23 protein-coding genes and 1 pseudogene are annotated in these 24,287 nt (G+C 59.4%); 12 read left to right on the forward strand and 12 right to left on the reverse strand.

Features of this window, described 5'->3' with window-relative positions; all coding sequences use genetic code 11:
- Positions 1 to 170 precede the first annotated feature (170 nt).
- Positions 171 to 1,286 carry a glutamate 5-kinase gene (gene proB / locus ACVWZU_RS11305; protein WP_457444957.1) on the forward strand — a complete coding sequence of 372 codons (1,116 nt, stop codon included), beginning with the start codon at positions 171 to 173 and terminating at the stop codon, positions 1,284 to 1,286.
- Between the two features lie 86 nt (positions 1,287 to 1,372).
- Here the strand turns inward: proB and raf1 are convergent, their stop codons facing one another.
- The 4 genes from raf1 to infC all read right to left on the reverse strand — a co-directional run bounded on the left by raf1 (position 1,373) and on the right by infC (position 5,700).
- Positions 1,373 to 2,476 carry a RuBisCO accumulation factor 1 gene (gene raf1 / locus ACVWZU_RS11310; RefSeq protein ID WP_457444959.1) on the reverse strand — a complete coding sequence of 368 codons (1,104 nt, stop codon included), beginning with the start codon at positions 2,474 to 2,476 and terminating at the stop codon, positions 1,373 to 1,375.
- 164 nt (positions 2,477 to 2,640) lie between these two features.
- Positions 2,641 to 4,587 (reverse strand): serine/threonine-protein kinase, encoded by a 1,947-nt coding sequence (locus ACVWZU_RS11315; protein ID WP_457402970.1) that lies wholly within the window; start codon positions 4,585 to 4,587, stop codon positions 2,641 to 2,643.
- Positions 4,588 to 4,713: 126 nt separating this feature from the next.
- Positions 4,714 to 5,178 carry a thioredoxin-dependent thiol peroxidase gene (bcp, locus tag ACVWZU_RS11320; RefSeq protein WP_011432174.1) on the reverse strand — a complete coding sequence of 155 codons (465 nt, stop codon included), beginning with the start codon at positions 5,176 to 5,178 and terminating at the stop codon, positions 4,714 to 4,716.
- Between the two features lie 15 nt (positions 5,179 to 5,193).
- Entirely contained in the window at positions 5,194 to 5,700 is a 507-nt protein-coding gene (infC, locus tag ACVWZU_RS11325) for a translation initiation factor IF-3 (RefSeq protein WP_457388865.1), read from the reverse strand.
- 344 nt (positions 5,701 to 6,044) lie between these two features.
- Between infC and ACVWZU_RS11330 the strand changes: the two genes are divergently transcribed.
- From ACVWZU_RS11330 to ACVWZU_RS11345, 4 genes are all read left to right on the forward strand, one after another.
- Positions 6,045 to 6,311: a hypothetical protein gene (locus ACVWZU_RS11330; protein ID WP_414332053.1), complete on the forward strand. Its 267-nt coding sequence runs from the start codon at positions 6,045 to 6,047 to the stop codon at positions 6,309 to 6,311.
- Between the two features lie 41 nt (positions 6,312 to 6,352).
- Positions 6,353 to 7,738, forward strand: coding sequence for an aspartate ammonia-lyase (locus ACVWZU_RS11335; protein WP_457444972.1), 1,386 nt, complete (start codon positions 6,353 to 6,355; stop codon positions 7,736 to 7,738).
- A gap of 40 nt (positions 7,739 to 7,778) precedes the next feature.
- Positions 7,779 to 8,519 (forward strand): Uma2 family endonuclease, encoded by a 741-nt coding sequence (locus tag ACVWZU_RS11340; RefSeq protein WP_011432178.1) that lies wholly within the window; start codon positions 7,779 to 7,781, stop codon positions 8,517 to 8,519.
- 79 nt (positions 8,520 to 8,598) lie between these two features.
- Positions 8,599 to 9,987 (forward strand): MFS transporter, encoded by a 1,389-nt coding sequence (locus tag ACVWZU_RS11345; RefSeq protein ID WP_011432179.1) that lies wholly within the window; start codon positions 8,599 to 8,601, stop codon positions 9,985 to 9,987.
- Positions 9,988 to 10,640: 653 nt separating this feature from the next.
- Here ACVWZU_RS11345 and ACVWZU_RS11350 read toward each other — a convergent pair.
- The gene (locus tag ACVWZU_RS11350; protein ID WP_414343398.1) at positions 10,641 to 11,102 is read right to left on the reverse strand and encodes a hypothetical protein; all 462 of its coding nucleotides are present in this window, start codon (positions 11,100 to 11,102) and stop codon (positions 10,641 to 10,643) included.
- A gap of 195 nt (positions 11,103 to 11,297) precedes the next feature.
- Positions 11,298 to 12,404, reverse strand: coding sequence for a chlorophyll synthase ChlG (chlG, locus tag ACVWZU_RS11355; RefSeq protein ID WP_414332050.1), 1,107 nt, complete (start codon positions 12,402 to 12,404; stop codon positions 11,298 to 11,300).
- 326 nt (positions 12,405 to 12,730) lie between these two features.
- Between chlG and ACVWZU_RS11360 the strand changes: the two are divergent.
- Positions 12,731 to 12,914: pseudogene (locus tag ACVWZU_RS11360) on the forward strand (hypothetical protein); the annotation flags it as partial.
- A 365-nt stretch (positions 12,915 to 13,279) separates the two neighbouring features.
- Here ACVWZU_RS11360 and ACVWZU_RS11365 read toward each other — a convergent pair.
- Both ACVWZU_RS11365 and trpE read right to left on the reverse strand, forming a co-directional pair.
- Positions 13,280 to 14,110: a phytanoyl-CoA dioxygenase family protein gene (locus ACVWZU_RS11365; protein ID WP_457402966.1), complete on the reverse strand. Its 831-nt coding sequence runs from the start codon at positions 14,108 to 14,110 to the stop codon at positions 13,280 to 13,282.
- A 3-nt stretch (positions 14,111 to 14,113) separates the two neighbouring features.
- Positions 14,114 to 15,634: an anthranilate synthase component I gene (trpE, locus tag ACVWZU_RS11370; RefSeq protein ID WP_457402964.1), complete on the reverse strand. Its 1,521-nt coding sequence runs from the start codon at positions 15,632 to 15,634 to the stop codon at positions 14,114 to 14,116.
- Between the two features lie 146 nt (positions 15,635 to 15,780).
- Here trpE and ACVWZU_RS11375 point away from each other — a divergent pair, with 146 nt between their 5' ends.
- Entirely contained in the window at positions 15,781 to 16,329 is a 549-nt protein-coding gene (locus ACVWZU_RS11375; RefSeq protein ID WP_457402962.1) for an NUDIX hydrolase, read from the forward strand.
- 305 nt (positions 16,330 to 16,634) lie between these two features.
- Positions 16,635 to 17,252, forward strand: a complete 618-nt coding sequence (locus ACVWZU_RS11380) for a hypothetical protein (protein ID WP_414374941.1) — start codon at positions 16,635 to 16,637, stop codon at positions 17,250 to 17,252.
- Positions 17,253 to 17,341: 89 nt separating this feature from the next.
- Here ACVWZU_RS11380 and ACVWZU_RS11385 read toward each other — a convergent pair whose 3' ends face one another.
- Positions 17,342 to 18,181, reverse strand: a complete 840-nt coding sequence (locus tag ACVWZU_RS11385; protein WP_457444961.1) for a M23 family metallopeptidase — start codon at positions 18,179 to 18,181, stop codon at positions 17,342 to 17,344.
- Between the two features lie 277 nt (positions 18,182 to 18,458).
- On the opposite strand from ACVWZU_RS11385, the gene ACVWZU_RS11390 reads away from it, so the two are divergent.
- Both ACVWZU_RS11390 and ACVWZU_RS11395 read left to right on the forward strand, forming a co-directional pair.
- The gene (locus tag ACVWZU_RS11390) at positions 18,459 to 19,529 is read left to right on the forward strand and encodes a carotenoid biosynthesis protein (protein WP_457444963.1); all 1,071 of its coding nucleotides are present in this window, start codon (positions 18,459 to 18,461) and stop codon (positions 19,527 to 19,529) included.
- 47 nt (positions 19,530 to 19,576) lie between these two features.
- The gene (locus tag ACVWZU_RS11395) at positions 19,577 to 20,614 is read left to right on the forward strand and encodes a threonine aldolase family protein (protein WP_457388871.1); all 1,038 of its coding nucleotides are present in this window, start codon (positions 19,577 to 19,579) and stop codon (positions 20,612 to 20,614) included.
- Positions 20,615 to 20,703: 89 nt separating this feature from the next.
- On the opposite strand, the gene lspA is transcribed toward ACVWZU_RS11395, so the two are convergent.
- The 3 genes from lspA to ACVWZU_RS11410 form a co-directional block, all read right to left on the reverse strand.
- Positions 20,704 to 21,228 (reverse strand): signal peptidase II, encoded by a 525-nt coding sequence (gene lspA / locus ACVWZU_RS11400; protein ID WP_457444965.1) that lies wholly within the window; start codon positions 21,226 to 21,228, stop codon positions 20,704 to 20,706.
- Between the two features lie 260 nt (positions 21,229 to 21,488).
- Positions 21,489 to 21,713, reverse strand: coding sequence for a hypothetical protein (locus tag ACVWZU_RS11405; protein ID WP_414332042.1), 225 nt, complete (start codon positions 21,711 to 21,713; stop codon positions 21,489 to 21,491).
- A gap of 157 nt (positions 21,714 to 21,870) precedes the next feature.
- Complete coding sequence (locus ACVWZU_RS11410; protein ID WP_457444968.1) at positions 21,871 to 22,674, reverse strand: ABC transporter permease; 804 nt, start codon at positions 22,672 to 22,674, stop codon at positions 21,871 to 21,873.
- Positions 22,675 to 22,840: 166 nt separating this feature from the next.
- Here ACVWZU_RS11410 and ruvA point away from each other — a divergent pair, with 166 nt between their 5' ends.
- Positions 22,841 to 23,455: a Holliday junction branch migration protein RuvA gene (gene ruvA / locus ACVWZU_RS11415; RefSeq protein ID WP_457444970.1), complete on the forward strand. Its 615-nt coding sequence runs from the start codon at positions 22,841 to 22,843 to the stop codon at positions 23,453 to 23,455.
- Complete coding sequence (nadD, locus tag ACVWZU_RS11420) at positions 23,452 to 24,060, forward strand: nicotinate-nucleotide adenylyltransferase (RefSeq protein WP_011432197.1); 609 nt, start codon at positions 23,452 to 23,454, stop codon at positions 24,058 to 24,060. Before ruvA ends, nadD begins: the two co-directional genes overlap by 4 nt.
- Positions 24,061 to 24,287 lie beyond the last annotated feature (227 nt).

Genomic DNA, 24,287 nt, shown 5'->3' on the forward strand with positions numbered 1-24,287 from the left:
CACATGGCCGGCACTGCGTTTTTAAAGGGCGTCGGCTACGGTCGGCGCTATCCTTCCCTGCCCTGAAGGACGGGGCTTGCCGCGCCTTTTGGTCAATACAGCTGCGTCTTGACTCCGCTATGGTGGCGCTATGGTGAATAGAGGGGTGGGAGGATGGGTTGAGAGCGGCGATGGCAACAACAGACGTGACGGTGGTGGTGAAGATCGGCACCTCCAGCCTGACAGATACTCAGACCGGCTTGTTGCGTCTTTCGGTGTTGGGGCCGCTGGTGGAGGTGCTGACCCACCTGCGCAGGCAGGGGTATGCGGTGATCTTGGTCTCCTCTGGGGCGGTGGGGGTGGGCTGTGCTCGCCTTGGCTGGCGGCAACGACCGACGGCTATTGCCGAGAAGCAGGCGGTGGCTGCGGTGGGACAGGGGCGGTTGATCCGCCTTTACGATGACCTCTTCTCGGCTCTGAACCAGCCAATTGCCCAAGTGCTGCTCACCCGCGGCGATCTGGTGGAGCGCAGCCGCTACGTGAACGCCAATCGCACTTTTGCCCAACTGCTGCAGATGGGGGTTATTCCCATCGTCAATGAAAACGACACGGTGGCAGTGGAGGAGCTGAAATTCGGCGATAACGACTCGCTTTCGGCGTTAGTGGCCAGCATGGTGCAGGCCAAGTGGCTTATCCTGCTCACCGATGTGGACAAGCTCTATTCGGCTGACCCCAACCGAGATCCCTCTGCCCAGCCCATTGAGCGGGTGTTGCCCGGGATCCCGCTACAGGTGAAGGCCGAAGCCCAGGGGAAAAGCGGCTGGGGCACCGGCGGCATGGCCACCAAACTGACCGCTGCTCAAATTGCTACAGCTGCAGGGGTAACGGTGGTGATCACCAATGGCAAACGGCCTGAGCAGATCCCGGCAATTCTGACCGGCGAGGCCATCGGCACCCGCTTTGATCCGGCTCCTCAGCCCGCCAGCGCCCGCAAGCGATGGATTGCCTACGGCCTCATCCCCGAGGGATCTTTGACTTTGGATGAGGGGGCGGTACGAGCGGTGTGCGAGCAAGGGCGCTCGCTGTTGCCGGCAGGGATCACAGCCATTTCTGGGGAGTTTGAGGCGGGGGCTGCCGTGCGCCTGTGCGATCCCAGCGGCCAGGAGGTGGCGCGGGGCCTGGTGAACTACAGCGCCGAGGAGCTGCGGCAGATTAAGGGCAAAAAAACCGCCGAGATTCCCCGCATCCTGGGCTACGAAGGGGTTGATACTGCCGTCCACCGGGATAACTTGGCCTTGCTCAATTGAGGCCATGGGTGAGGCCATGGGGGCGAGTCCAGGCGCGGTGCTCTGCACCACTAGCACGAATGGCTACAACGGCGGGATCCCAACGCCTATTCTTCCAACTGCCAGGGATCCTGAGCCAGCACCTCATCGAAAACCCGCGGGGGGCGCACGGCCATCAGCACCTGGCCCAGCAGGGGAGAGGAGGGCGAGTCTTCTATCCACTCCACCGCCAGGGATCCGGCCCGATCCACCAGGAAAAATCCCGCCATCTGAGCTCCCTCCCAAACCCGAGCGGCGCGATCGACCACCAGCAAAACCGGATCCTGTTCTTCACCGGCAGGCACCGGCAAACCCAACAGGGATCCCAAAAGCCGGTTTTCCACCTGAAGGATCACCGGATCCCCGGCCTTTTGAATCACTGGCCAAGCAGGCAAGGCCATCCAAGTCTGCTCCGCCGGGCTGTTGACCCAGCCAAAGGGCCCTTGGGGCTGGCTGGAGGGGATCCCTTCCCAGGCGGCAGTTGCAAGAGGCAGGGATCCGGCCACCGGCAGCAGTCGCGGCAGATCTTCTTCCAAGCGAAACACGGACAGCTTGGGCAAAACGCTGCGTTGGGGGCGGGAGCTGGTGGCAATCGTGGACAAGAGCTGCTCCACCTGTCGGCGGGCTGTATCACTGTGGACATACTGAAATGCTCGACCGATAGCGCGAGTTCGCTCCTGCAGATCGCGGGTTTGCTGGGCCGTCCGCCAGGCTTGATAGGCTACCGCATCGCCGGGGTGATCCGTAAACCCTTCCGGAAGCTGTTGGAGCTGGGCATAATTTTTCACGGCGCGGGCGATCTCATGAGCATCAGCGGCATGCAAATGGCGACTGAAGATAAATTCCGCCACCCGAACCCGATCCTGTGGAGAGAGAATGCGCAACTCGTAGAGGATATCGCTACCTTTGTGGGCAAAATGCTCCAGAACTGCTGGGCTGGCTCCTGCTTTGGCTATCCCTTCGTAAACTTGGGCCGCAACGATGATCTGGTTTTGGTGAATGGGCTCAAACCCGGTTGCCTCGAAGATGGCCTGGGGAGTCATTTTCTGTCGTTGCAAAGCTTGACAGGCCTTGGCCCAATCCAGCCACCGGCCCTCTTTGCGGCGCAGCCGCTCTACCAACAAGCTGGGATCCTCCTCCACAGCAGCAGGTTCCGGCAGATACTGACTCATGCTTGTTCTCCAACAGGCTGGACAGATCACCACTCCCCTGGTCCACAGCCCAGCAGAGCTGGCCGGGCATCTGGCCAAACTTGATCTTCAAACTTGATCTTAGGGCTGATAGCGGTTCTGGCCGAGTCCGGTCGCGACAGCGGGACGGAGTCCTTGGCGAAACTCTAGATCGCTGGGTCGCACAGCATCACCTGGGAAGGCTGTCCGCTCACCGGCAAGCAGTTCAGATCCAATTGCCAAAGCTGAGACAGGTGAGATTTCTCTGCTTTGGGCACCTGCAGCCAAATCTTGCCCCTTTGGCCCACCTGCAACACCTGTGAGCCGTTAGGCACAGCTACTTGGGCCAAGGGATCCCCTTTTTCACTGTACAGCCAGAGGGAAGTGGATTGCTCGCCCTCTCGACACAGCAGCAGCACGCCCCAAGGGGCCTTGGCCATCTGGACAGGTTGCCCTTTCAAGAACCAGCGGCGCACCCGCAGCGGATTCACCTGCACCGAGTGGAGATAGGGGCAGCAACCTTGCTGGCCTTCCCTTCCCTCATCTGTTGCCGCAAAGAGCAACCGTTCTCCCAAGCTGATCACCCCCCCTTGGGGATCCAAGGGCAGGCGATAGCGAATGGGCTGGGATCCCGTCTGCAGAGACCAACCGGTCGCGACAGTGGGATGGTGTCCCTTGGGATAGGGCAAGAGGCTCATCTCCACCCACTGCTGCCCCACACCTGTCAACAAAACCAGATGCTCCGAGAGGGCCAGCAAGCGGGACAGGGATCCCTGCCAAGGCCAACGAAAATAGCAGCGGGAATCGGGGAAAGGCTGTGTTCCTGTCGACGTGGCCGGCTGCCATTGTACGGCCCCCAACTCTTGGGCGGTGGCCCAGACCAGCTCCTGTCGCTCTGCCAGCCAGGTGGCCTGCCAATCCTCCTCAAAGCTGAGCAAGGTGCGGATGCGGCTGGGGCTGAGGTGCAAAAGGCTGCTTCGGGAGAAGGCCAGGGCTTCCGGGAAGGTGTTCAAGGGCAGCACCGCCCGAATTGGCTCGTCCAGGGAAAAACGGGCCAAAGCAGGGGATCCCAGGGCAAGGTTCTGGAGCTCCAGCCATTCCAGCCTCTGGGGGGTCACCCGCAACAGCAGCGGGGATCTGGAGCCGCTGGGATCCTCGCAGATGCAGAACTTTTGCTCGGCCAGGAACTCCATCCCGCCAGTGTCAACAGAGCCCAGATCCGGCAGATCCCAAACCTGTACCCCAGGGGGCGGCCATCTGGGCAGGCGAGGGCCAACCCAACAACTGGCCGGCTCTTGCCACTCTTGGGCAACCACCGCCAAAGCCGACCGCATTTGGGCAGCAGTGCGGAACCGCCGCAAGGGCAACTTGCGTAGGGCTATCTCCAGCACCTCCCGCAGCGGGGCAGGGATCCCTTCTGGACAGACAAACGGCTGGTTGAGGTGGGCGTGCATCAACTGGCCGGGAGATCCGGAAAAAGGCCGTCGGCCCGTCAGCAGCTCCACCAGGATGATCCCCACCGCGTAGAGATCGGAAGCGGGACTGAACTGGCCATAAAACCGCTCCGGGGCCATGTAGGCAGGGGATCCGGTGGCGGTGATCTCGCCGGCAGCAGGCTGCAGGCGACGGGCGATGCCAAAATCCGTCAACTTCAGTTGCCAGCCCTGGGGCGTGGGCTTGAGCAGGATGTTCTCGGGCTTGACATCGCAGTGGATCACCCCCTGCCGGTGGGCATGATCTAACCCGGCCAAAATCTGATCCACAAAGCCCAAAACCTGCTTGACCGGCAGCCACAGCCCTTGCTCCACCTGGTCGATCAGCTCCCGCAGCGTGCCTCCCTCGCAGTACTCCAACACCAGGTAGCGACCTTCGCGGGCATGTTCGAGGGCGTAGCAGCGGGTAATGTTGGGGTGGTTGAGGGTGAGCAGATGGCGCAGCTCCCGCAGCAGATTTTGGGTGGGAAAGCGCTCCGCCGGCAGCTCCTTCAGGGCCACCAGGTCTCCTCCTTGACGGGGACGGGCACAGAATACACGCCCGTACTGCCCTTGGCCGGCCAAACCCAACATTTGGTAGCTGTCGTGAATCGACTTGAGGGTACGGCTGCGTCGGGACACGGCCCTAGCCCACGAGGAATCAATACCGGCACTTTACATCTTTTTTTGCTCTTTTCGTTCCCGTCTTGGCTCAGGTTCCAGAACAACGAGCCCAGCAGCAGGTCTGCCGAACTCCCACCGGAAAGCCTAAGAGCCGGTCAACTGCTTGAGCAGCTCCGCTGCGTGGGTTTCCACCTTGACCTTGGTGATAACGGCCTCGATCTTCCCCTCCGGATCAATAACAAAAGTGGTGCGGTGAATGCCGTTGTACTCTTTGCCCATGAACTTTTTCGGCCCATAGACCCCGTAAGCCCTGGCCACCTTGGCCCCCTCATCCACCAACAGGGGGAAGGGCAGTTGCAGCTTCTGGGCAAATTTTTGGTGGGAACGGGCATCGTCGGCGCTCACCCCCAAGATGGCGATGCCGTGGGCTTGATAGTCAGCGTAGGCATCCCGAAAGCCGCAGGCTTCTTGGGTGCAGCCGGGGGTGTTGTCCCGCGGGTAAAAATAGAGCACCACCCGCTGTCCCCGCAACTGGCTCAAGCTGATGGGATTGCCCTCGGCATCGGGCAGGGTGAACTCCGGAGCCGGATCCCCAACGGCAAGGGGCATGGGTGGGATCCCTCCTCAGACCGATTTTTTGGGAGAGAGAATCATCGTGATGTTTCGCCCTTCCTTTTGGGGGGGCTGCTGCATTTCCGCCACTTCTTGTAAGTCTTTGAACAAGCGGTGCAGCAATTCTTCCCCCAACTCGGCGTGCTGGGCCTCACGACCGCGGAACATCACCGTGGCTTTCACCTTGTCTCCATCCCCCAAGAACTGTTGGGCGCTGCGCAGGCGCACGTTGTAGTCGTGCTCGCCGATGTTGTAGCGAAACTTCACTTCCTTGATCTCGGCAGTGTGTTGCTTCTTGCGGGCCTCCCGTTCTTTCTTCTCCTTCTCAAACTTGAACTTGCCGTAGTCCATTATGCGGCAGACGGGCGGGTCGGCCTTTTCGCTCACCAAGACCAAGTCCAGATCTTTTTCTTCTGCCAGGCGCAGGGCTTCGCGCGGGCTCATGATCCCCAACTGAGTGCCGTCGGTATCGATAAGGCGGATTTTGGGGAAGCGGATGCGCTCGTTGATGGCCGGCAGCTCTGCGCGCTGCTTGCGGGGGAAGCGGTCAGGTGGACGCTCTACGGTCAAGTTTTCCTCTCTCAACGAAATAACAACACAAGACAAATGCTAAGTAGGACTAGCCCCCTTCGGAGCAGTGCCGAACCCTGAGTTTGGACTCTCCAATCAAAGTCGGCCACTGGCCCGCAGGCTAAGGCAGGCTGCACCTATACTAACCGGCATTTTCCGTCTCTTTCTAGAGCCGTCAAGCGTTGTCAAGGCCCGCTCACTTGGGGATCCTGCCAGGCCGCGGTAGGATACCAAAGTGGCGATCTTGAACAGGATCGAGGGTTGTTTGTCGGCCAGCAGGGAGGGCAGAAGCGGTGCAGCTCGGTTTAACGGAACGGGAACTGACAGAGTTGGCCCAAAAGTCGGTTCAGCTCATCCTCAGCCCGCGGGAAGGGGATAGCGAAGCGCTGATCCAGTACAAGTCTTCGGCAGAATTTCGAGCGGGGGTGCATCTGGCCTGTGCGGCCATGGTGTTGGTCTTGGCAGAGAACAACGAGCGCCTCAGCCAGCAGTTGCAGGCTACTTTACAAAACTTATCTGCAGCCGTCGAGACACCCTCAGAGAAGGCTGCCGGAAGCTAGCCCAAGGATCCGCGAACGGGGGAGGAAAAGCCTTGGCTGAGGTGCGCAGCGAACGAGACTCAATGGGGGAGCGGCAACTACCCCAGTCGGTTTACTACGGCATCCAGACCGCCCGTGCCCTGGAGAACTTCCCCATCAGCGGCCTCAAGCCCCTGCCAGAGTATGTGGAGGCCTGCGTGCTGATTAAAAAGGCGGCGGCGGAGGTCAACGGCGAGCTGGGGTGCATTCCGGCAGAGGTGGCCAAGGCGATTGTCCAAGCGGCGGATGAGATCCTCCAGGGATCCCTGCGGGATCAGTTTGTGGTGGATGTGTACCAGGCGGGGGCGGGCACCTCCCACCACATGAACGTCAACGAAGTGCTGGCCAACCGCGCTCTGGAGATCCTGGGGGAGCCCAAGGGCCGCTACGAGCGGGTCAGCCCCAACGACCATGTCAACTACGGCCAGTCCACCAACGATGTCATCCCCACCGCCATTCGTCTGGCTGCCCTGCTGCGGGTGCGACGGGATTTTCTGGGCACGCTGGACAATTTGGTAGCGGCGCTGGAGCAGAAGGCCCAAGAGTTTCGCGGCATCCTCAAGGCCGGTCGCACCCATTTGCAGGATGCGGTGCCAGTGCGGCTGGGGGATAGCTTCGGCGCCTACGCGGCCATCTTTGCCCAACACCGTCGCTGGATTGAGGAGGCCAGCCAGGCCCTGTGCAGCTTGGGGCTGGGGGGAAGCGCCGTCGGCACCGGCCTCAACACTCATCCCCAGTACCGGCAAAAGGTGGTGCAACGGCTGGCAGAGTATACCCAGTTGCCCCTCACCCCTGCTCCCCACCCCATGGCGGCGATGCAGAGCATGGCCCCCTTTGTGCATCTGTCGGGATCCCTGCGCAACCTGGCCCAAGATGGCATCAAGCTGGCCAACGACCTGCGGCTGATGGATTCTGGCCCCAAGACCGGCCTGAAGGAGATCCAACTGCCGCCGGTGCAGCCCGGCTCTTCCATCATGCCTGGCAAGTACAACCCGGTGATAGCCGAGATGTTGAACATGGTCTGTTTCCAGGTGATCGGGCTGGATACCGCCATCACCCTCTGTGCTCAGGCGGGGCAATTTGAGCTCAACGTGATGATGCCCCTGATTGCCTATGACCTCCTGCACAGCCTGCAGATTCTGAACAGCAGCCTGCGGGTCTTTGCCGAGCGCTGTATTCAAGGCATCACCCCCAAACCGGAGCGCTGCCGCGGCTACGCAGAAGGGACGCTGGCTTTGGTGACCGCCCTCAACCCCTACATCGGCTATTTGCAAGCTGCAGAAGTGGCCAAGGCTTCTTTGGAAACCGGCCAGCCCATTCGGCAAATTGTCTTAGAGCGCAACTTGATGACCCCGGAACAGGTGGCCAAGGTGCTGGATCTGGAGGCGATGAGCCAAATGCAGTCCTAACCCATTCGCTACAGTGGAGGCATACTGCTCCTGCCTGGCCATGACCATCGCCCCCTATCGCTGGCCCACCCAGCACGACTTGCCCGATACAGACGACACCCCCTTGGACAACGAGGATCAAGGCCGCCAATACCCCCTCCTTCGGGAACCGCTGCTGCTGCACTGGTCAGATCGGCAAGACTTTTTTGTGGCTTGCAATATGGGCCTTTACTACGCCCTACCCCGGCAGGTCATTGTTCCAGATTTGTTTCTGGTGCTGGGGGTTCCCCGTTGGCGGGATGGCACTGCCCGCAAAAGCTATGTGGTTTGGGATGAAGGGAATATCTTGCCTATTCTCATCTTGGAGATCATCTGCAACGACCAGGGGGAAGAAAAACCCGGACAAGCCAAATTCCAGCTCTACGAAAGGCGGCTGCGGATCCCCTACTACGTCACCTTCGAGCTAGAGACCGATGAGCTGAATGTTTATCAACTCCAGGGCGGACACTATGAGCTGCTCCCCGGCTCAGGCGCTGGAGAACATCCCCCAATTCTGTTGCCCGATTTGGACTTGAGTATCGGTCGGTGGTGGGGATCCTACGAGGGGCGAGAACGCTTTTGGGTGCGCTGGTATGATAGGGCAGGGCAATTGTTGCCTACGGGAGCTGAACTAGAACGGCAGCGGGCTGAATTGGAACGGCAACGGGCAGAATTGGAACGGCAGCGGGCAGAGTTGGAACGCTCCCGAGCCGAACGACTGGCCCAGCGGCTACGGGAACTGGGAGAAGACCCTGAATTTTGATCAGCTTTTCCAGGGATCCCCAAAAAAGAAATCTCCACCTACCCCCTACACTGGAATCCTGGCATTCCAGGGGGACATGATGACCAGACAGCGACTCAGTTTGTGGACGAAGCTGGCCTATGGGGTGGGGGATCTGGGCACAGGCATGACGGCCAACATCCTCATCTTTTTCCTGCTGCCCTTTCTCACCAATACCGTTGGCATGTCGGCAGGCCTAGCCGGCAGCATCTACGCCATCACTCGCTTTTGGGATGCCATCAACGATCCCATCATCGGCATTCTCAGCGACCGCACCCGCACCCGTTGGGGCCGTCGCCGCCCCTGGCTGCTGTTTGCAGCCCTCCCCTTTGGCCTCACGTTCCTGGCCCAGTGGTGGATCCCTTTTCCCGGTCGGATTGGCCCCCTGTTTGCCTACTACCTGGCGGTGTCGCTCTTGTTCAATACCTTCTACTCTGCGGCCAATATTCCCTACGCCTCCCTGACAGCGGAGCTGACCCAGGATTACGACGAGCGCACCCAGCTCAACCAATTCCGCTTTGCCTTCTCTGTAGGGGGCAGCATGGTTGCGGTGGTTACCTTTCCGCTCTTGGTCAACCTGCTGCCGGATCGGGCTGCCGGCCATCTGCTGGCCGGAGCCTGTTTTGGAGTGATCTCGGCTGTGCCCTTGCTGATCTGTTTTTGGGGGGTGCGAGAACGGTATCCATCCCAACGGGATCCCATGCCCCTGGTTCAACAACTGCGGGTGGCCTTCAGCAACCGCCCCTACCTGTTTGTCAGCGGCATCTACCTGTGTTCTTGGCTAGCGTTTCAGTTCACAGCCACAATCATCCCTTATTTCATCGTCTTCTGGATGGGCCTGCCGGAGGTGTGGATTTCCCTGGTGGTACTGGCGGTACAGGGGATCGCAGTGCTGACGCTGTTCGGTTGGACCCAACTGAGCACCCATCTGGACAAGCGCACCATGTACCTCATTGGGGCGGGGTTTTGGCTGATCTCGCAGGCAGGCCTGTTTTTTCTCCAGCCCGGGCAGCAGGGGATCATGATTGGGCTGGCTCTGTTGGCCGGCATTGGGGTTTCTGCTACGGCCTATCTCGGCCCTTGGTCCATGTTGCCGGATGTGATCGACCTGGATGAGCTGCAAACCGGGGAGCGGCGGGAGGGGATCTTCTACGCTTTTATGGTCTTCTTACAAAAGGTGGGCTTGGCACTGGGGCTGTTTTTCGTGGGGCAAGCTCTGGATTGGGCCGGCTTCGTGCCTTCGGTGGCCGGAGAGGCCCTGCCCATCCAGCCGGAATCGGCTTTGTTGGCCATTCGCGTTGCCATTGGCCCCTTACCGGGAGTGGCTTTGATCGGCGGGATCTTGCTGGTGTGGTTCTACCCAATCACCCGGCAGCGTCATCAGCAGATCCTGATGGAATTGGAAGAAAGACGGCAACAATACCACCCCAGCACCGAAAGATCTCCTTAGACCGCAAAATAGGCTACGGTTTCTAGCGGCAGAGCAACTGGCGCAATTGCGGGGGCTTTGATCTTCGGCCCAGGCTACTCCTCTCTCAGGGGCCTGCAGGATTACCTCATCAATGGCCTGAAAAAATGGCCTGAAAATCGATCACTCCTTCATCTCGCGCTGGGGGCCGAATGAACAAAATGCCGAGACCATTGCCTGATCATCACCTTGGCCCGCAGCCTGGGAATGGATGTCACTGCCGAGGGGATCGAAACCCTACAGCGACTGCACCAATGAGGCTGTTGAACTGCGAGTATGGCCAGGGCTATTTCTTCGCCAAACCTGATACATTCACGCTGAACTCTCCTGAACATGGTTCAGGAAAGAAGCGATCGCATCCTGCCTATCTCTGAGCAGGAAGGCGGTATCCCGCAAAGCCCTGAGGAATACCCCCCGAGCGCTTTCCCCCTTCACTTCCCGGCAACCGTTGCGGTGGACTCAAGGATCAGGGGGAAACTTGGTCTACTATATCCCTCTCAATGACTTTTGCCAAACCGCCTAAAGCTCAGTAAATTCAGCAAAGTTCAGGGTTTTGGGGGTTAGAGGCATGCTCTCTAGGATGCAGAGCAAATGCTGCGGTTGCAACTGGACAAGAGGTGAAGGGATCCCTGCCCTCAGTCTAGGATGATGCGCAGGCCGCTACCCGAGGGAGTCGCCGGTTCAGGGTTGGGCACAATCCGCAGCCCACTGCCGGAGGGCCGGGTCACCGTGTTGTCGATGTTCACAAGGAAGGTGTTGGATTGGCCGTCCCGCTCATACACCACCACGTCGTTGCGGTTGAACTGGGAGCGACAGATGATGGGGGAGTTGTCGGCAGCAGTAGCCGCACTGCAGCGGTAGCCAGGGGCAGAGACGATCTTGCCTTCTTCATCGATGGAAAAAGGAACTGCAGAGGGCAAGATTGGAGAAAAGACCGGCTGGTCGGGATTGAGAATCACCGAGCCACCTGTGCTGGGTTCTACCACGATCCCCCGCCCGTCGATGACGATCCGCTGCGCTTGGGCGGGAGAGACGGCCAGCGGCCCCAAGAGCAAAGCCAGGCTTAGGCCGAGTTGGAGGGGAAACAACAGCTTCATTGGATATCTCCTTTGGCCCAGGGCCATAACAGCTTCCAGGGATCCGCCAACGATCCTTGCAGGGGATGGATCCCTGGCTCAACTTAACTTGATCTTGACTTGATCTTGACTTGATCTTGGCCCAGATGTCGGGCCGAACCCAGGGCGGAAGCCGTCACCTCTGTTGCCAAGATGGGCACTTTGCCGTCGGCTCGACTACCACAGCCCCGAGCGGCCCAACGCCAGCCCGACCACCAACATGCCCAACACCAAAAAGGGCTGCGCGCTGGCTTGGTATTTCACATCGTTGTTCAAAGGATCCCGCAGGAGGTACATATCTTGGAAGGTTATTTGCGGGATGATCAGCAGCACCAAAAGGGCCGCGTAAAGTTTTAGGCCCGCCCCCAGCAAAAACGAGGCCATGCCGAACTGGAACAGGTCGATCATCAGCACCGAGATCCAAGCGGCCCCCATCGCCCCAAACATCACCGGCAAAGAGGCCAAGCCAAACTGCCTGTCCCCTTCGATGCTTTTGAAATCGTTGACCACGGCAATCCCCAGCCCGGCCAAGCTGTAGATCAGCGTCAGGATGCAGACCGTCCAGTTTAGCTCGCCGAACAAGGCGTGGCCTGTCCACCAGGGCAGGGCGATGTAGCTGGCACCAAGGGCATAGTTGCCCAGCCAGCCGTTGCGCTTGAGCTTCAGGGGGGGCGCCGAGTAAATGTAGGCAATGAGGGCTCCCGCCAAGGCAATGCAGGTGATCACCGGGAAGTCATGGCCCGTGTACCAGTCCAGAGCGTAGGCCAAGCCCAACCCCAAGATCAGCAGCACCCAGATTTGGATAACCACCCGCTGCAGAGAGATGGCCCCCGAAGGGATCGGGCGGTAGGGCTCGTTGATGGCGTCGATCTCGCGGTCGTAGTATTCGTTCACCGTTTGGGTATAGCCCGTCATCAGGGGGCCCGCCAGAATCATGCCCACCAAAATGAGAGCCACATTCTCCCAAGTCCAGGTGAAGTGACCGGAAGATGCCGCCCCCGGAATCAGACCCCACACCAAAGGGATCCAGGTGACAGGCTTCATCAGTTGCAAGTGCAACTGCCAAATGGAGCGAGACTCCACCTCTGCTCCTTTCATGCCCAGCAGTTGACGGACACGCTGCGCATTCGACCCGCCGGTGCCAGGGGATCCCTTGCCGGGATCCGAGTCTGGGGTGGTTTCTTCCGCAGTAGCTCCTACCTCCTCTAAACTGGGCTCCGCAGCAAAGGCCATCTCAGCCGCCATTTCCGGCGAGGAGGGATCTTGAGGGATCTTTTCGCTCATGGTGGGATGCGCAATCAAACTGCAATAACGGGGATAACCACCCCCATTCTGAGACATCGTGACATACTCCCGCACTCATGCTGATGCATAGAGTACGAGCTTCTCAGTGACTCCTGTTAAGGACATTTCCTGAGCTTTAAGAACGGGATGCCCCACCGCTCTGTGTTTACCATAGCAAGGGTTTCCGCCTTTCATCCTGACCCTCATGCTGATACATAGAGGGCGTCGCTTCTCGGCGGTCTAGCTGACCGGATTCCTCAAACAAGAGGAGAGCATGACTCTAGTCAATAATAAGCTCAACTATACTGAAAATAATGTATAATATGTTCAGTACGGATTACTACCAGTTGATCTTTCTGTTTACTTTCGAGTCTGCCAACATGGTAGCCAAAGCAAAGCAGAAAATTGGTAGTAAGACGACACGGAAACTGCGCTTTGGGTATTCTACTCAAAGCTTTGCGGGATACCGCCATTCTGGTTGGAAACAAACAGAATGCTATCGCTGCATAGTTGAACAGTGATGTTCAGCAGTGTTCAGCGTAAATGTATCAGGTTGACGTTCTCCCCACGGCTAAAGCCAGAGGATCCGCTCTCAGCCAGCAAAACAACTCCCACTGACTGAGCTACACCGAGCATGTGGCTTATACCGCAGCACCGTGGGGGACGCCAAAGCGCTTCGCGCCGCCAAGGCGAACGCACCAGCTACTGGGATGTGGAAACACCCCAGATACTTCTACTTCACCTTCAGCACTGCACCTTTCTATAAATGGGTGGAGCGATACTCACATCCTATCAGGAGACGGTAGCTTATCCCTAGGCATAAATGCCGGGGCCTGAGCCGCCGAGTTTTCGGTCAGCTCGCAGTTCCGGGCCGTCTACACAATCTGTGCCGTCACGAATAGGCGCTGATGCTCGGCTGGGATCCGCTCTTTTTCTTGGGCCGGGATCACCAGGGGAGGTTGCTGAGTGTAATTGATGGGATCCCGAAACCAAGCGCGGCTGTAGGTGTTGTAGAGAAGAGGACGGGGAGCGGGCGAGCGATTGGCCCGACCCAGATGAATCAGGCGGTAGTCGAACAGGAGGCAGGATCCCTTGGCCAGGGGCGGATCGACAAAGGGCATCTGCTGGGCCAGCTCGGTATAGTGGGCATCGAAGACCGCATGGCTACCGGGCCAGAGACGGGTCATGCCGTTCTCTTCGTTGACATCCACCAGAGGAATGAGCAAATTCAGGGCATAGCAAGGAATGATCGCATCCAAGGTCTCGTCGCCAAACAGATGAGACAGATCCCGGTGAACTTGTTGATCGGCGGATCCCGGCAGAGAGACCACCGCCCCCAGCCCGCTCAAGATCAACTCCGGCCCCAAAATCCGCTTCAGGATGGGCAAGATCAGAGGATGGGCATAGAGGAGGGGATCGTTGAAGGGGCCCTCCAGGCGAACCGTTACCATCACCCGTCTATTGCCCACCAACAGGGCATCAGCGTGGTGCTCGTGGGTGCAGTAGCGGCTGTAGGTGGCCAGAAAGCTGCTGTGCAACTTGTCGATGAGCTCGGGGGGAAAGATCTCCGGCAACACCAGATAGCCCTCTGTGGAAAACAGTTCAAAAGCCTGCTCTACGGTCTCTGGATCCGGCTGCTGGAGCTCCTGTAAGGACTCCGTCCCGCTGACGCGAACCGCAGGGCTGAAGCGCAACTGGGCCAACATGGGCTAGGTCTCCTGCAAACTGGCCACAGCCATTAACATGCCCCGCGCTTTGTTTAGACATTCTTGGTATTCCCGCTCCGGATCCGAGTCGGCTACAATACCTGCCCCGGCCTGCAAGCTCACCTGGCCCTGATGAACCAGCAGGGTGCGGATGGTGATGGCGGTGTTCAGTTGGCCGGAAAAGTCGTAGTAGCCATAGGCGCCGGCATAGGGCCCGCGGCGGCATCCTTCCAGCTCATGAATAATCTGCATGGCGCGGATTTTGGGGGCGCCGGTAACAGTGCCGGCAGGGAAGGTGGCCCGCAGCAGATCCCAGGCGCTGTACTGGGGATCCAGCCGCCCCACCACGTTGCTGACGATGTGCATCACATGGCTGTAGCGCTCGATCTGCATCAGGTCGTCCACCTGCACAGATCCCAGTTGGCAGACCCGTCCCAGGTCATTGCGGGCCAGATCCACCAGCATCACATGTTCGGCCCGTTCTTTCGGATCTGCCAACAGCTCTTGCTCTAACTGCCGGTCTTCCTGAGGGGTGGTGCCACGGGGGCGGGTGCCGGCAATGGGGCGCACGGTGGCGATGCGGTCTTCTCCCACCCGGCTGAGTTTGACCATCACCTCTGGGCTGGAGCCGATGAGGCAGAGATCCCCAAACTGCAAAAACGCCATGTAAGGGGAAGGGTTAATCAGCCGCAACGAGCGGTAGAGGCAAAAGGGATCCCCGGCAAGGGAGACGGTAAACCGCTGCGAGAGCACCACCTGGAAGATATCTCCGGCGCGGATGTAGTCCTTAGCCCGTTCCACCGCTTGGCAGTAGGCTGGGCGGCTCAGGGTGCTGGGGGGGATTTGTTCGCGCCAGCGGGACGGAGTCCTTTCCGACAGGTGGGGCTTCCAGTTGAGGTGCAGATGGGCCAGGGAAAGAGGAGCGCTGAGCTGCTGCATCAGCTTTTCCACCCGCCGGCAGGCTTGGGCATAGGCTTCCTCGGCAGCGTGGTGACGGGTATCGGCGAAGGCCACCACCCAGATCTTGCGCTTCACCTGGTCAAAGAGCAGGATGCTGTCCACCTGCATCAAAACGGCATCAGGGGGATCCCCCGGCTGCAGGGGGTGGATGGGCACCTTGGGCTCAATCCAGCGAATCAGCTCGTAGCCCCAGTAGCCAAACAGGCCGCCGATGCTGCTGGGCAATTCCGGCAAATGCACCGGCTCATAGGGCTGCAAGCAGCGGGCCAAAATTGCGAAGGGATCCCCTTGGTGGTGCTCCTGTCGGCCATCGCGGTAGCGCTGTAGGGCTTGATCTCCCCGTATTTCCAATACCCACAGGGGGTCGCAGCCCAGGAAGCTGTAGCGGGCTACCTGCTCCCCCCCCTCCACCGACTCCAGGAGAAAGTTGTAGGGCTGGCCGGCACAGACCCGATACCAGGCAGAAACCGGCGTTTCCAAATCCGCCACCCATTCCTGGTACACCGGGATGAAGTTGCCCTGTTGGGTAAGGGCAAGAAACTCCTTCAAGGGAGGGTAAATCATGGCCTGCAACTTTTGGATCCCTGCTTTTCCTGACTCTATCCCAGACAGAGGATCCCAGGGATGTGTGAATCCCTCTGGATTGCCCGGTTGCAACAGCGCCGAAAACCATTAAGCTGAGAGCGGCTCTACTCTCGGGATCCCTTGCCATGCAAAACCCATCTCAGGTGATTCGCGAGCGCCTGCGCTATCAAGGCCACAAATACACCTTCGTCAGCCAGCGTTTGCGTTTTCCCAACGGCAAAGAGGGGGAGCGGGAGTACCTCATCCATCCCGGGGGGGTGGTGGCCGTGCCTGTAACTGCAGCAGGCAAGTTCGTCTGCATTCGTCAATATCGCTTTGCGGTTGCCTCCTACCTTTATGAATTTCCGGCAGGCACAGTCGAGCCAGGGGAGCATCCCGATGACACCATTCGCCGCGAGCTGGAAGAAGAAACCGGCCTGCGGGCCCATCGCTGGGATCCCCTTGGCCAATTTTATTTGTGCCCCGGCTATTCCAGCGAGATTATGTATGCCTATTTGGCGCGGGAGCTGGAAGTGCTGGATTCCCCTCCCGATAAGGATGAGGATGAAGATATTACCGTAGTGGAGTTTTCTGCTTCTGAGCTTACAGAAATGTCCCGTTTGGGAATGGATTTGGACAGCAAGTCCATTGCCTGCTTTTGGCGGGCCCAATTGTTTTTGGCTGCCGAAAAATAGAGCCCTCCGTCGGGGGGGGCTGCCCCTTGCTCCTGGGGGATCCTTTCCAATTGGCGGGGCGTCGTTCCAAGCCGACTTTGTTGGCTACAGAGGAAGCTCCAGGCTTTTCACCCTAACTTGGTAGCCCATTGCCAGGCGAGATCAAGGTGAGATCGAGGTTGCGTTCGACATAAAAGGGATCCCTGTATCCCGGCTGTTTGGTTGACTGGGAGAACCTTGGAGTCCTTTAGAATTTTAGGGGCGAGGAGTGAGGAAATATGCGGAAGCTGTTGTGTTCCTGTGGTCGAATAGCCTGGGGAGCGGCCTTGGCTGCCACTCTACCGGTTGCTGCTGTTCCTGCCTATCCCCAGCCTGTGCTTCCGCTGCTGCCGGTTCCTTCTGAGGGCGGCGCTGCTCGAGGTGGGGTTGTGGCTTTATTCAATCAATCCATCTGGTGGGATTTCATTCGCGGCAATCGTGGCGAAAACCTACGCCTGTTCCCGGCCAGCCTAACTTCCCCATCTCGCCAGGATGTGGTGGCCGTGTTTCAGATTCAGCGGCAGCCCACCGTGGAGCCGGTGGTGCGCGTTCTCAGCTTCGAGCACCAGGGGGGGTATAGCTTTCGTCTACTCCACACAGCTGAGCCGATCCCAGGACGGTTGGTGGAGGCTCACCTGCGCACGGACATTACCTCCAGCCCACAGCCCAAGTTGGTGCTCCTTACCGAGCGAGGGGGCATCAGCCTGCTGCGCTCTGTCTTGGTCTTGGAACACCGGCCTGAGGGACTTGTGCCGCTGCTGAGCGTGACGGATCTGAGCAATGCCAGCCTGCGGGTCAGCCCGCAAGGGATCCTGGTCATCTCAAGCCCGCCCGGTGCCAGCCGTGACTTGAGGGCTACCCTCTACCAATGGGAGGGGGATGGCTTTGTCCGTCGAGATCTATAAGTCCATCATCTGTTGTGACTGTTGTGAATCTGCCTGTCAATATCCATCTTTGTCAGCGAGGTCTCGCGCGGAGCGGATGTCCGTCTCGGCTATCGCTGCCCTTGCCAGCAAGCTCCCAAACTGGGGGCTTGTCCCACCTGCCAAAGGAACAGGCTTTCGGCCCCAAGGGGATGAATGCTCCAGGGATCCAGGCCAGACCCAAACCACCCATAGGGATCGACGGCAGCTGGTTGGCCGGAGTTGGTGTTGTCGAAGCGACGCACCTCGAAATGGAGATGGGGCCCGCTGGCACAGCCGCTGTCTCCCGATAGGCCGATGACTGCTCCTGCGGCCACCACTTGCCCCTCCTGCACCCCGATTTGACTGAGGTGGGCGTAGAGGGTCTCCCAGCGGGGAAGTGCTCTCCCGTCTGTTCTCTCCCCCTCCGAGAGTTCTGGCTCGTGCAAAAGGCGCACCCGCAACCCCCTGACCGGTCGGCCCAAGCTGGGGCAAAAAAACTCCGGCTCCTCGCGGGCCAAGGTGACCCGTCCTGCGGCAGCAGCCAAAATCGGGGTTCCCACCGGCATCTCCCAGTCATAACCGGCATGGCCATCGCTTTTGCCACACGGGTGCAGCGGGTCGGGGATCCAAACTTGGCCTTGCCCACTCACAAACCGTCCGTTGCCATCCCTCTCCCCCAAAGGCAAGTCATGGTCGAAGAGGTTGGTGACAGGAAATTCCCCAACAAAGGGCTTGTGCAAAAACGGCCACTGGGGCGGCGGCGGATCCCCATAAGCAGAACGATATTTTTCCAGCTCCAGCCGATAGTCTTCCAGATCCTGACGCTGGGCGGGATCTTCCGTGTGCTGCTGCAACAGATCCACCAGCTGCAGGGCCTGAAGCCAGTCCTGGCGCTCCACAGCACGAGCCAACTGGGCGTACACCCCCACCCGGGATCCCTGCGGCGAAGACGGGGAGGAGACCTGAGGAAAAACGGGCGATATGTTTACGAATTGATACAATAGACAGCAAAATATCAGCAGTGTCACCGTTAGCGGTGGTGACATCCCTGCCCAGAGGGCCATCCCAAGTAGGCCGGCCTGCAAGCAAGCGGGCTTGTTCTTGGCTTCGGGCTCTCTCTTGGGGCCATCCGCTTTTTCCCTCAGCCGCCGTATGGGTTGCAAGGAGACAGAGCGGCTTCGCTTAACCACTCTTCGGGAGTTTCTCATGCGTTGGTTCTCGTCCTCTGGTGTTCTCGTCAGCCTGCCTTTCCAGTCTTCTGTTGGGCGAAGTGTTCTGCCCCTGTCTGGCTCGATTTGGCAGCGGCTGGAGGCCTTAGCTCTGGGTTTGCACATTCTGTCTTTGCTTTTTGGGTTGGCAGGGTTGCTCTGGGTTGTACCCCATCCTGAGTGGGTGGCCAGTTTGCCCCCCATTGGCATTCAAGCTTTCTCCTTGAGCATGGGCAATGGCGGCGTGGCCTACATGGTGTTCGGTGCGCTGGCGGCAGCTCTGATGGGATCCCGGCTGTTGGGGGTGCGGCGCCTGTTGATGTTTTTGATCCCGGCGGTGGGCATTTCCTTGGGCAGTGAGCTGTTGGGCACCAGCACCGGGATCCCCTTTGGCAACTATGGCTACCTGAGTGGGCTGGGCTATAAGATTGCCGGGTTGGTGCCTTTTACCATCCCTCTGTCTTGGTTTTATGTGGGGTTGTCGTCCTATTTGTTGGCGCGTGTGGCTCTGCAAACCCAGCGCCACTGGTTGATCCACTTCGAGGCCATCATGTTGGGGGCCCTGCTGCTCACCGCCTGGGACTTCGTGCTGGATCCGGCCATGACCCGCGGCTTGATCCCGTTTTGGACGTGGTTTCAGCCGGGGCCCTTCTTCGGCATGCCGTTGCAAAACTTCGGGGGTTGGATGCTGACCGGGGCTGCCTTTATGACGGTGGCCAATCTGCTGTGGGGCGAGGATCAACCCATCCTTGACCGCCGCCAGTTGGTGGGGCCGCTGGTGCTCTATGTAGCTAATTTTGCTTTTGCCCTGTTGATGAGCCTGGGCTCCGGCATTGTTGCGCCGGCGGGGCTGGGCCTGTTGTTGGGGTTGGGGCCCGCTTTGGGGTTGTGGTGGAGTGCAAAGACCCCATCCCGCTATTGCGAAAGGACTCCGTCCCGCTATCGCGACCAGCCTGAGCTGCCTTCCCATCCCCAAAAGGACTCTGTCCCGCTATTGCAAACGGTTGAGGGAGAGGCAGGTCGGGACTGGGATACTTTGGAGGATCCCGGTTGGGTTGGCGCGAAGTAAGCCGGCCCTAACCCTTTCTCGGCGAGATCCCTTGGGTTGTCCATGCCATGAACTTTTGCAGCGACAATGTCACAGGCGCTTGTCCTGAGGTGATGGAAGCCCTGTTGGCCCTCAGGGGATCCGCCATGCCCTATGGAGGGGACGAATGCACAGCGCAGGTGCAGAGGCTCTTCGCCGAGATCTTTGAGCATGAAGTGGCGGTGTTTCCGGTGGCAACGGGATCTGCTGCCAATGCCCTGGCCCTTTCGGTGCTCACCCCGCCCTACGGGGCCATTTATTGCCATCCCGAGGCCCACATCAATCTGGACGAATGTGGAGCGCCAGAGCTGTTTACAGGTGGGGCCAAGTTGGTGGGGATCCCCGGAGAGCAAGGCCGTATTGACTGGGGCAACTTAAAAGCAGCCCTGGAGCGGGCGGGGTTTGGGGTGGTTCATCACGTGCAGCCTGCCTGCCTCAGCCTGACGCAAGCCACTGAGGCCGGCACCCTCTACTCCTTGGAGCAGCTTGGATCCCTGGCGGATTTGGCCCATCACTTTGGCCTTAAGGTGCATATGGATGGGGCCCGCTTTGCCAATGCCCTGGTTAGTTTGGGTTGCACCCCTGCCGAGATGACCTGGAAAGCGGGGGTGGATGTGCTGTCCTTTGGGGCCACCAAAAATGGAGCCTGGGCTGCGGAAGCGGTGGTGTTTTTTCATCCAAATCAGGTGGGCGATTTTGAGTTTCGTCGCAAGCGCAGTGGCCATCTGGTTTCGAAGATGCGCTTTTTGTCTGCCCAATTGCAGGCCTATCTCCAGGATGGGGTGTGGCTGCGCAATGCCCGCCATGCCAACGCGATGGCCCAACGGTTGGCGCAGGGACTGGGATCCCTGCCGGGAGCCAAGTTGGTGTATCCTACCGAGGCCAATGAGGTTTTTATCGAGCTGCCGGAGCCGGTTCTCCAGGCCCTGGAGCAGGCGGGGTTTCGGTTTTACCGCTGGCTGGGGGAAGGTCACCGCTTGATCCGCCTGGTGACAGCTTTTAACACTTTGCCCGCAGATGTCGAGCGCTTCTGCCAGGTGGCTCAGCAAGCCAGCCGTTTGCAATAGGCGGACGGAGTCCTTGCAGCTGACCGGGGATCCCCCTGGCCAAAGGCCTGAGCGTCCCAAGGGATCCCTGAAGGCTGTTCATCGGCTCGTCAATCCTTAAAGTGGGTGCTGTCGCGACCGGGCTTTTTCTCCAGGCAGGGCGAGGCGGAAGTCGATCCCGTTTTCTTCGAGTTGTCCTGTAGCAAACCGATCAGCAGGCAGGCCACCCCGAGGTTGATGGCCACATCGGCCACGTTGAACACCGGAAAGCGGATCCAGACCCAATTGAAAAAATCCACCACATAGCCGTTGACGAAGCGGTCGATGCCGTTCCCCACCGCTCCTGCCCACACCAAGCCATAGCCCGCCTGTTCCCAACGGCTCAGGATCCCGCCGCGGATGGCCAGCAGCCCCAATGCCAGCGCTACCCCCAACGAGATCCACTTCAAGAGCTCTGCCGAATCTTCAAACAGGCTCCAAGCAGCGCCGGTATTCTCCACGTAGGTGAGGTGAAACACCCCTGGCCACAGCTCAATCTCTGGCCCCGGCAGCAGCCGTTCCACTGCCCAGTGCTTGGTCGCCTGATCCAAGATTACCCCCAGGATCCCGGCCAGCCAAAAGCCTTTGTTTTTCATGTCGTCTCGGCCTCAATCACGTCCACCGGCAAGAGCGCCCCGATGAGCACTTTTCCCATCCTGACATGCTGCTCTTCTGCCGGCTCATTGCACAGAAGCTCAAGGGCGGAGCTCTGGACTCGAAGTTGGGCCTGTAACGGGATCCAACACCGGTGAGTGGCCTCAGAAGCGATTGGCCGCCTCTGGCTTGAGAGGAGCAGCAAGAAAACCGTCCAGCTTAGGCAACTGGACGGGGATCCCCTGGGGGTGGACAGGATTGGCTACCGACCCTGCTGCTCCAGGGAGCGGCGCAATTCACTGGCCATCTGCATAAACTCTTGCGGGTTGCCCGCCTTGCCGTAGGAAGAGCGATCCTGAACCTTTTTGCCGCTGCCTTGGCGGGTGCGGGTGCTGAGCAAAGCGCTGGCCATTTCCATGAACTTGGCAGGATTTCCCTCGCTGCTGCCCCGCACGAGAGGGGCGCGTCCGGCACGAGTGACAGCCATAGATACCTCAATTTTCACAAATGAAATGCTTGTTACATTTTCTCACAAGGGCTCTGCGATCAACCAGGGCCAGCGTTTCTTTGCTGTTACAGCGACTCCGGCCAATGCTTGGGGATCCTTCTAAGCCGCAAACCTTGCCTGAGGTTGGAAAGAGCCATCAGCGAGTTGAGGTTTTCTCTTGAGTCCAATGATGGGTCAGCCAAATGGGGAGCACCGTCAGGCCGATCACCCCCAGGGCCACCACGCTGATCACCGGACGCTGCCGAGGCTTGGTTAGCTGGCTAAACACCCAAATCGGCAAGGTTTGCTGCTGGCCGGCGGTGAAGGTGGTGACGATGATTTCATCGAAAGACAGGGCAAACGCCAGCAGGGATCCCGCCAATAGGGCCGAGGCCAGTTCGGGCAGAAGGATGTACCGAAAGGTTTGCAGAGGATTGGCCCCCAAGTCGGCAGAAGCCTCCAGTTGAGAGCGTCCCATGCGGCGAAACCGCGCCAGCACGTTGTTGTACACCACCACCAGACAAAAGGTGGCATGGCCGATAACAATTGTCCAAAAGCTGAAAGGGATATGCAGCAAATGGATCGCCGAGCGCAAGGCGATCCCGGAGACAATGCCCGGCAAGGCGATGGGCAGCAACACCAAAAACGAGATCGTCTCGCGGCCAAAAAATCGGCTGCGATAGACTGCTGCTGCCGCCAGGGATCCCAGCACCACTGCCACTCCGGTAGCCAGCAAAGCCACCCGCAAAGACAAAAACAAGGCCCGCCAAATATCGGCCCGCCCCCAAGCCACGGCAAACCAGCGCCAGGTCAGCCCCGGCAAAGGGAAGCGCAAGGTCGCCTCATCGGGGCTGAAGGCATAAAGGACGATCACCAGCAGAGGAAGATGGAGAAAGAGCAGCACCCCCAGCGAGAACAGGATCCAAAGCCATTGGCCGATGGGAAAAGGGCGAATCGGCATGGATGAGGGAGAATACAGAGCTGGATGGGGAACAGTCTACAGGTAGAGAAATGGTCTGTGAAATAGCCTTGTAGGGAAGCAGCCTTTGGCAAGGACTTTAGATTGCTTGGCCGACTTTGGAGCTCCAGTCGAGCAGAGCATCCCAAACCCAGATTAAACTCGCAGCATGATCGCGTTTTTAAGCGGCCACCTTGTGGCCATCGAATGGGGAGAGCGCAGTAGCCTCACTGTTGAGGTGCAGGGGATCGGCTATCGCGTCAAGGCCCCAGGACGTTTTCTCAAGCAACTGCCCGCAGTGGGGGAGCCCGTCCGGGTGTTCACCCATTTGGTGGTGCGAGAGACTGAGCTGGTGTTGTACGGGTTTGGCTCGCCAGCCGAGCGGGACTTGTTTGTGGAACTCATCAAAGTCTCGGGGGTGGGGCCGGCTTTGGGCTTGGCCCTGCTGAATACCTTCGGCCTGCCGGAGCTGATTCAGGCGGTGGTGACCGAAAATGTGCGCCTGCTCTCCCTCACGCCGGGGGTAGGTCATAAAACGGCCCAGCGGCTGGCCTTGGAGCTGAAAACCAAGCTGGCCCACTGGCGACAGGGGGTGGGAGTTGCGGATCAACCCTTGGCCGGAGGGCCGCCCATGCCCATCCGAGAAGAGGTGGAAATGGCCTTGCTGGCCCTGGGCTACAGTGCTCAGGAAATTCAAGCTGCCCTGCAAGCTCTGCCCACTCACCCCCGCCCAACAGAAGATTGGCTGCGGGATGCCATCACCTACCTGAGCCAGCAGCCATGAAGCACCGCCGCATTGCCATTCTGGGCGGAACCTTCAACCCTGTGCACCATGGCCACTTGATCATGGCAGAACAAGCCCTTTGGCAGTTTGACCTGGATCAGGTGCTGTGGATGCCGGCAGGGGATCCCCCCCACAAGCCTCTGGCCCCTGGCGCCAGCAAAGCCGACCGCTTGGCGATGGTCAAGCTGGCCATTGCCGACCACGAGCGCTTCGCCTGCTCAGAGCTGGAGATCCGCCGTTCGGGGCGCTCCTACACCATCGAGACACTGCGCACCCTCATCCAGGAGCAACCCAATACCCAGTGGTACTGGATCATCGGCGTGGATGCTCTGCGGGACCTGCCCCAGTGGTATCAAGCGGAAGAACTGGCCCGCCTCTGCCATTGGATTGTTGCCCCACGGGTGGATGCCGGCGATGCCGCCCAGGTGCTGCAGGCGGTGGCCGCAAAGCTGCCCATCCAAGCCCAAATCCTGGAAGCCCCTACCCTGACGCTCTCTTCCACCTACCTGCGACAGCAAATCCAAAAGGGAGGGTCTATCCGCTACCTGGTGCCCCCTGCTGTGGAGCACTATATCCGTCAGCACCGCCTCTATCTGCAGCCCTAAAGGAAAAAAGGGGGCGGATCCCCCCTCTAGAGTCACCAAATTTTCGGGCTGGAGGCCCGCACCATAGCCGCAGGCTTGGTGTCGAGAGGAAAGCCCTCCTCCTTATAGGTTTGCTGGTCAAAAGTCTGGATGAACTACAATAAGCCCATGAGCCAGACTATCTCTGTACGTTGCAAGCTGATAGTCCCACAAGAGTTGCGTCAAGAAATTGACCGCACTTTGCAGGG

This window comes from Thermostichus sp. MS-CIW-26, from assembly GCF_054059115.1.

Bases quoted from the DNA above. Each gene is read 5' to 3' on its own strand.
- proB (WP_457444957.1), top strand. From the start codon at position 171: ATGGCAACAACAGACGTGACGGTGGTGGTGAAGATCGGCACCTCCAGC.
- raf1 (WP_457444959.1), bottom strand. From the start codon at position 2,476: ATGAGTCAGTATCTGCCGGAACCTGCTGCTGTGGAGGAGGATCCCAGC.
- bcp (WP_011432174.1), bottom strand. From the start codon at position 5,178: ATGCCCCTTGCCGTTGGGGATCCGGCTCCGGAGTTCACCCTGCCCGAT.
- ACVWZU_RS11340 (WP_011432178.1), top strand. From the start codon at position 7,779: ATGACCATCGCCCCCTATCGCTGGCCCACCCAGCACGACTTGCCCGAT.
- ACVWZU_RS11345 (WP_011432179.1), top strand. From the start codon at position 8,599: ATGACCAGACAGCGACTCAGTTTGTGGACGAAGCTGGCCTATGGGGTG.
- ACVWZU_RS11350 (WP_414343398.1), bottom strand. From the start codon at position 11,102: ATGAAGCTGTTGTTTCCCCTCCAACTCGGCCTAAGCCTGGCTTTGCTC.
- chlG (WP_414332050.1), bottom strand. From the start codon at position 12,404: ATGAGCGAAAAGATCCCTCAAGATCCCTCCTCGCCGGAAATGGCGGCT.
- ACVWZU_RS11365 (WP_457402966.1), bottom strand. From the start codon at position 14,110: ATGTTGGCCCAGTTGCGCTTCAGCCCTGCGGTTCGCGTCAGCGGGACG.
- trpE (WP_457402964.1), bottom strand. From the start codon at position 15,634: ATGATTTACCCTCCCTTGAAGGAGTTTCTTGCCCTTACCCAACAGGGC.
- ACVWZU_RS11375 (WP_457402962.1), top strand. From the start codon at position 15,781: ATGCAAAACCCATCTCAGGTGATTCGCGAGCGCCTGCGCTATCAAGGC.
- ACVWZU_RS11390 (WP_457444963.1), top strand. From the start codon at position 18,459: ATGCGTTGGTTCTCGTCCTCTGGTGTTCTCGTCAGCCTGCCTTTCCAG.
- ACVWZU_RS11395 (WP_457388871.1), top strand. From the start codon at position 19,577: ATGAACTTTTGCAGCGACAATGTCACAGGCGCTTGTCCTGAGGTGATG.
- lspA (WP_457444965.1), bottom strand. From the start codon at position 21,228: ATGAAAAACAAAGGCTTTTGGCTGGCCGGGATCCTGGGGGTAATCTTG.
- ACVWZU_RS11405 (WP_414332042.1), bottom strand. From the start codon at position 21,713: ATGGCTGTCACTCGTGCCGGACGCGCCCCTCTCGTGCGGGGCAGCAGC.
- ACVWZU_RS11410 (WP_457444968.1), bottom strand. From the start codon at position 22,674: ATGCCGATTCGCCCTTTTCCCATCGGCCAATGGCTTTGGATCCTGTTC.
- ruvA (WP_457444970.1), top strand. From the start codon at position 22,841: ATGATCGCGTTTTTAAGCGGCCACCTTGTGGCCATCGAATGGGGAGAG.
- nadD (WP_011432197.1), top strand. From the start codon at position 23,452: ATGAAGCACCGCCGCATTGCCATTCTGGGCGGAACCTTCAACCCTGTG.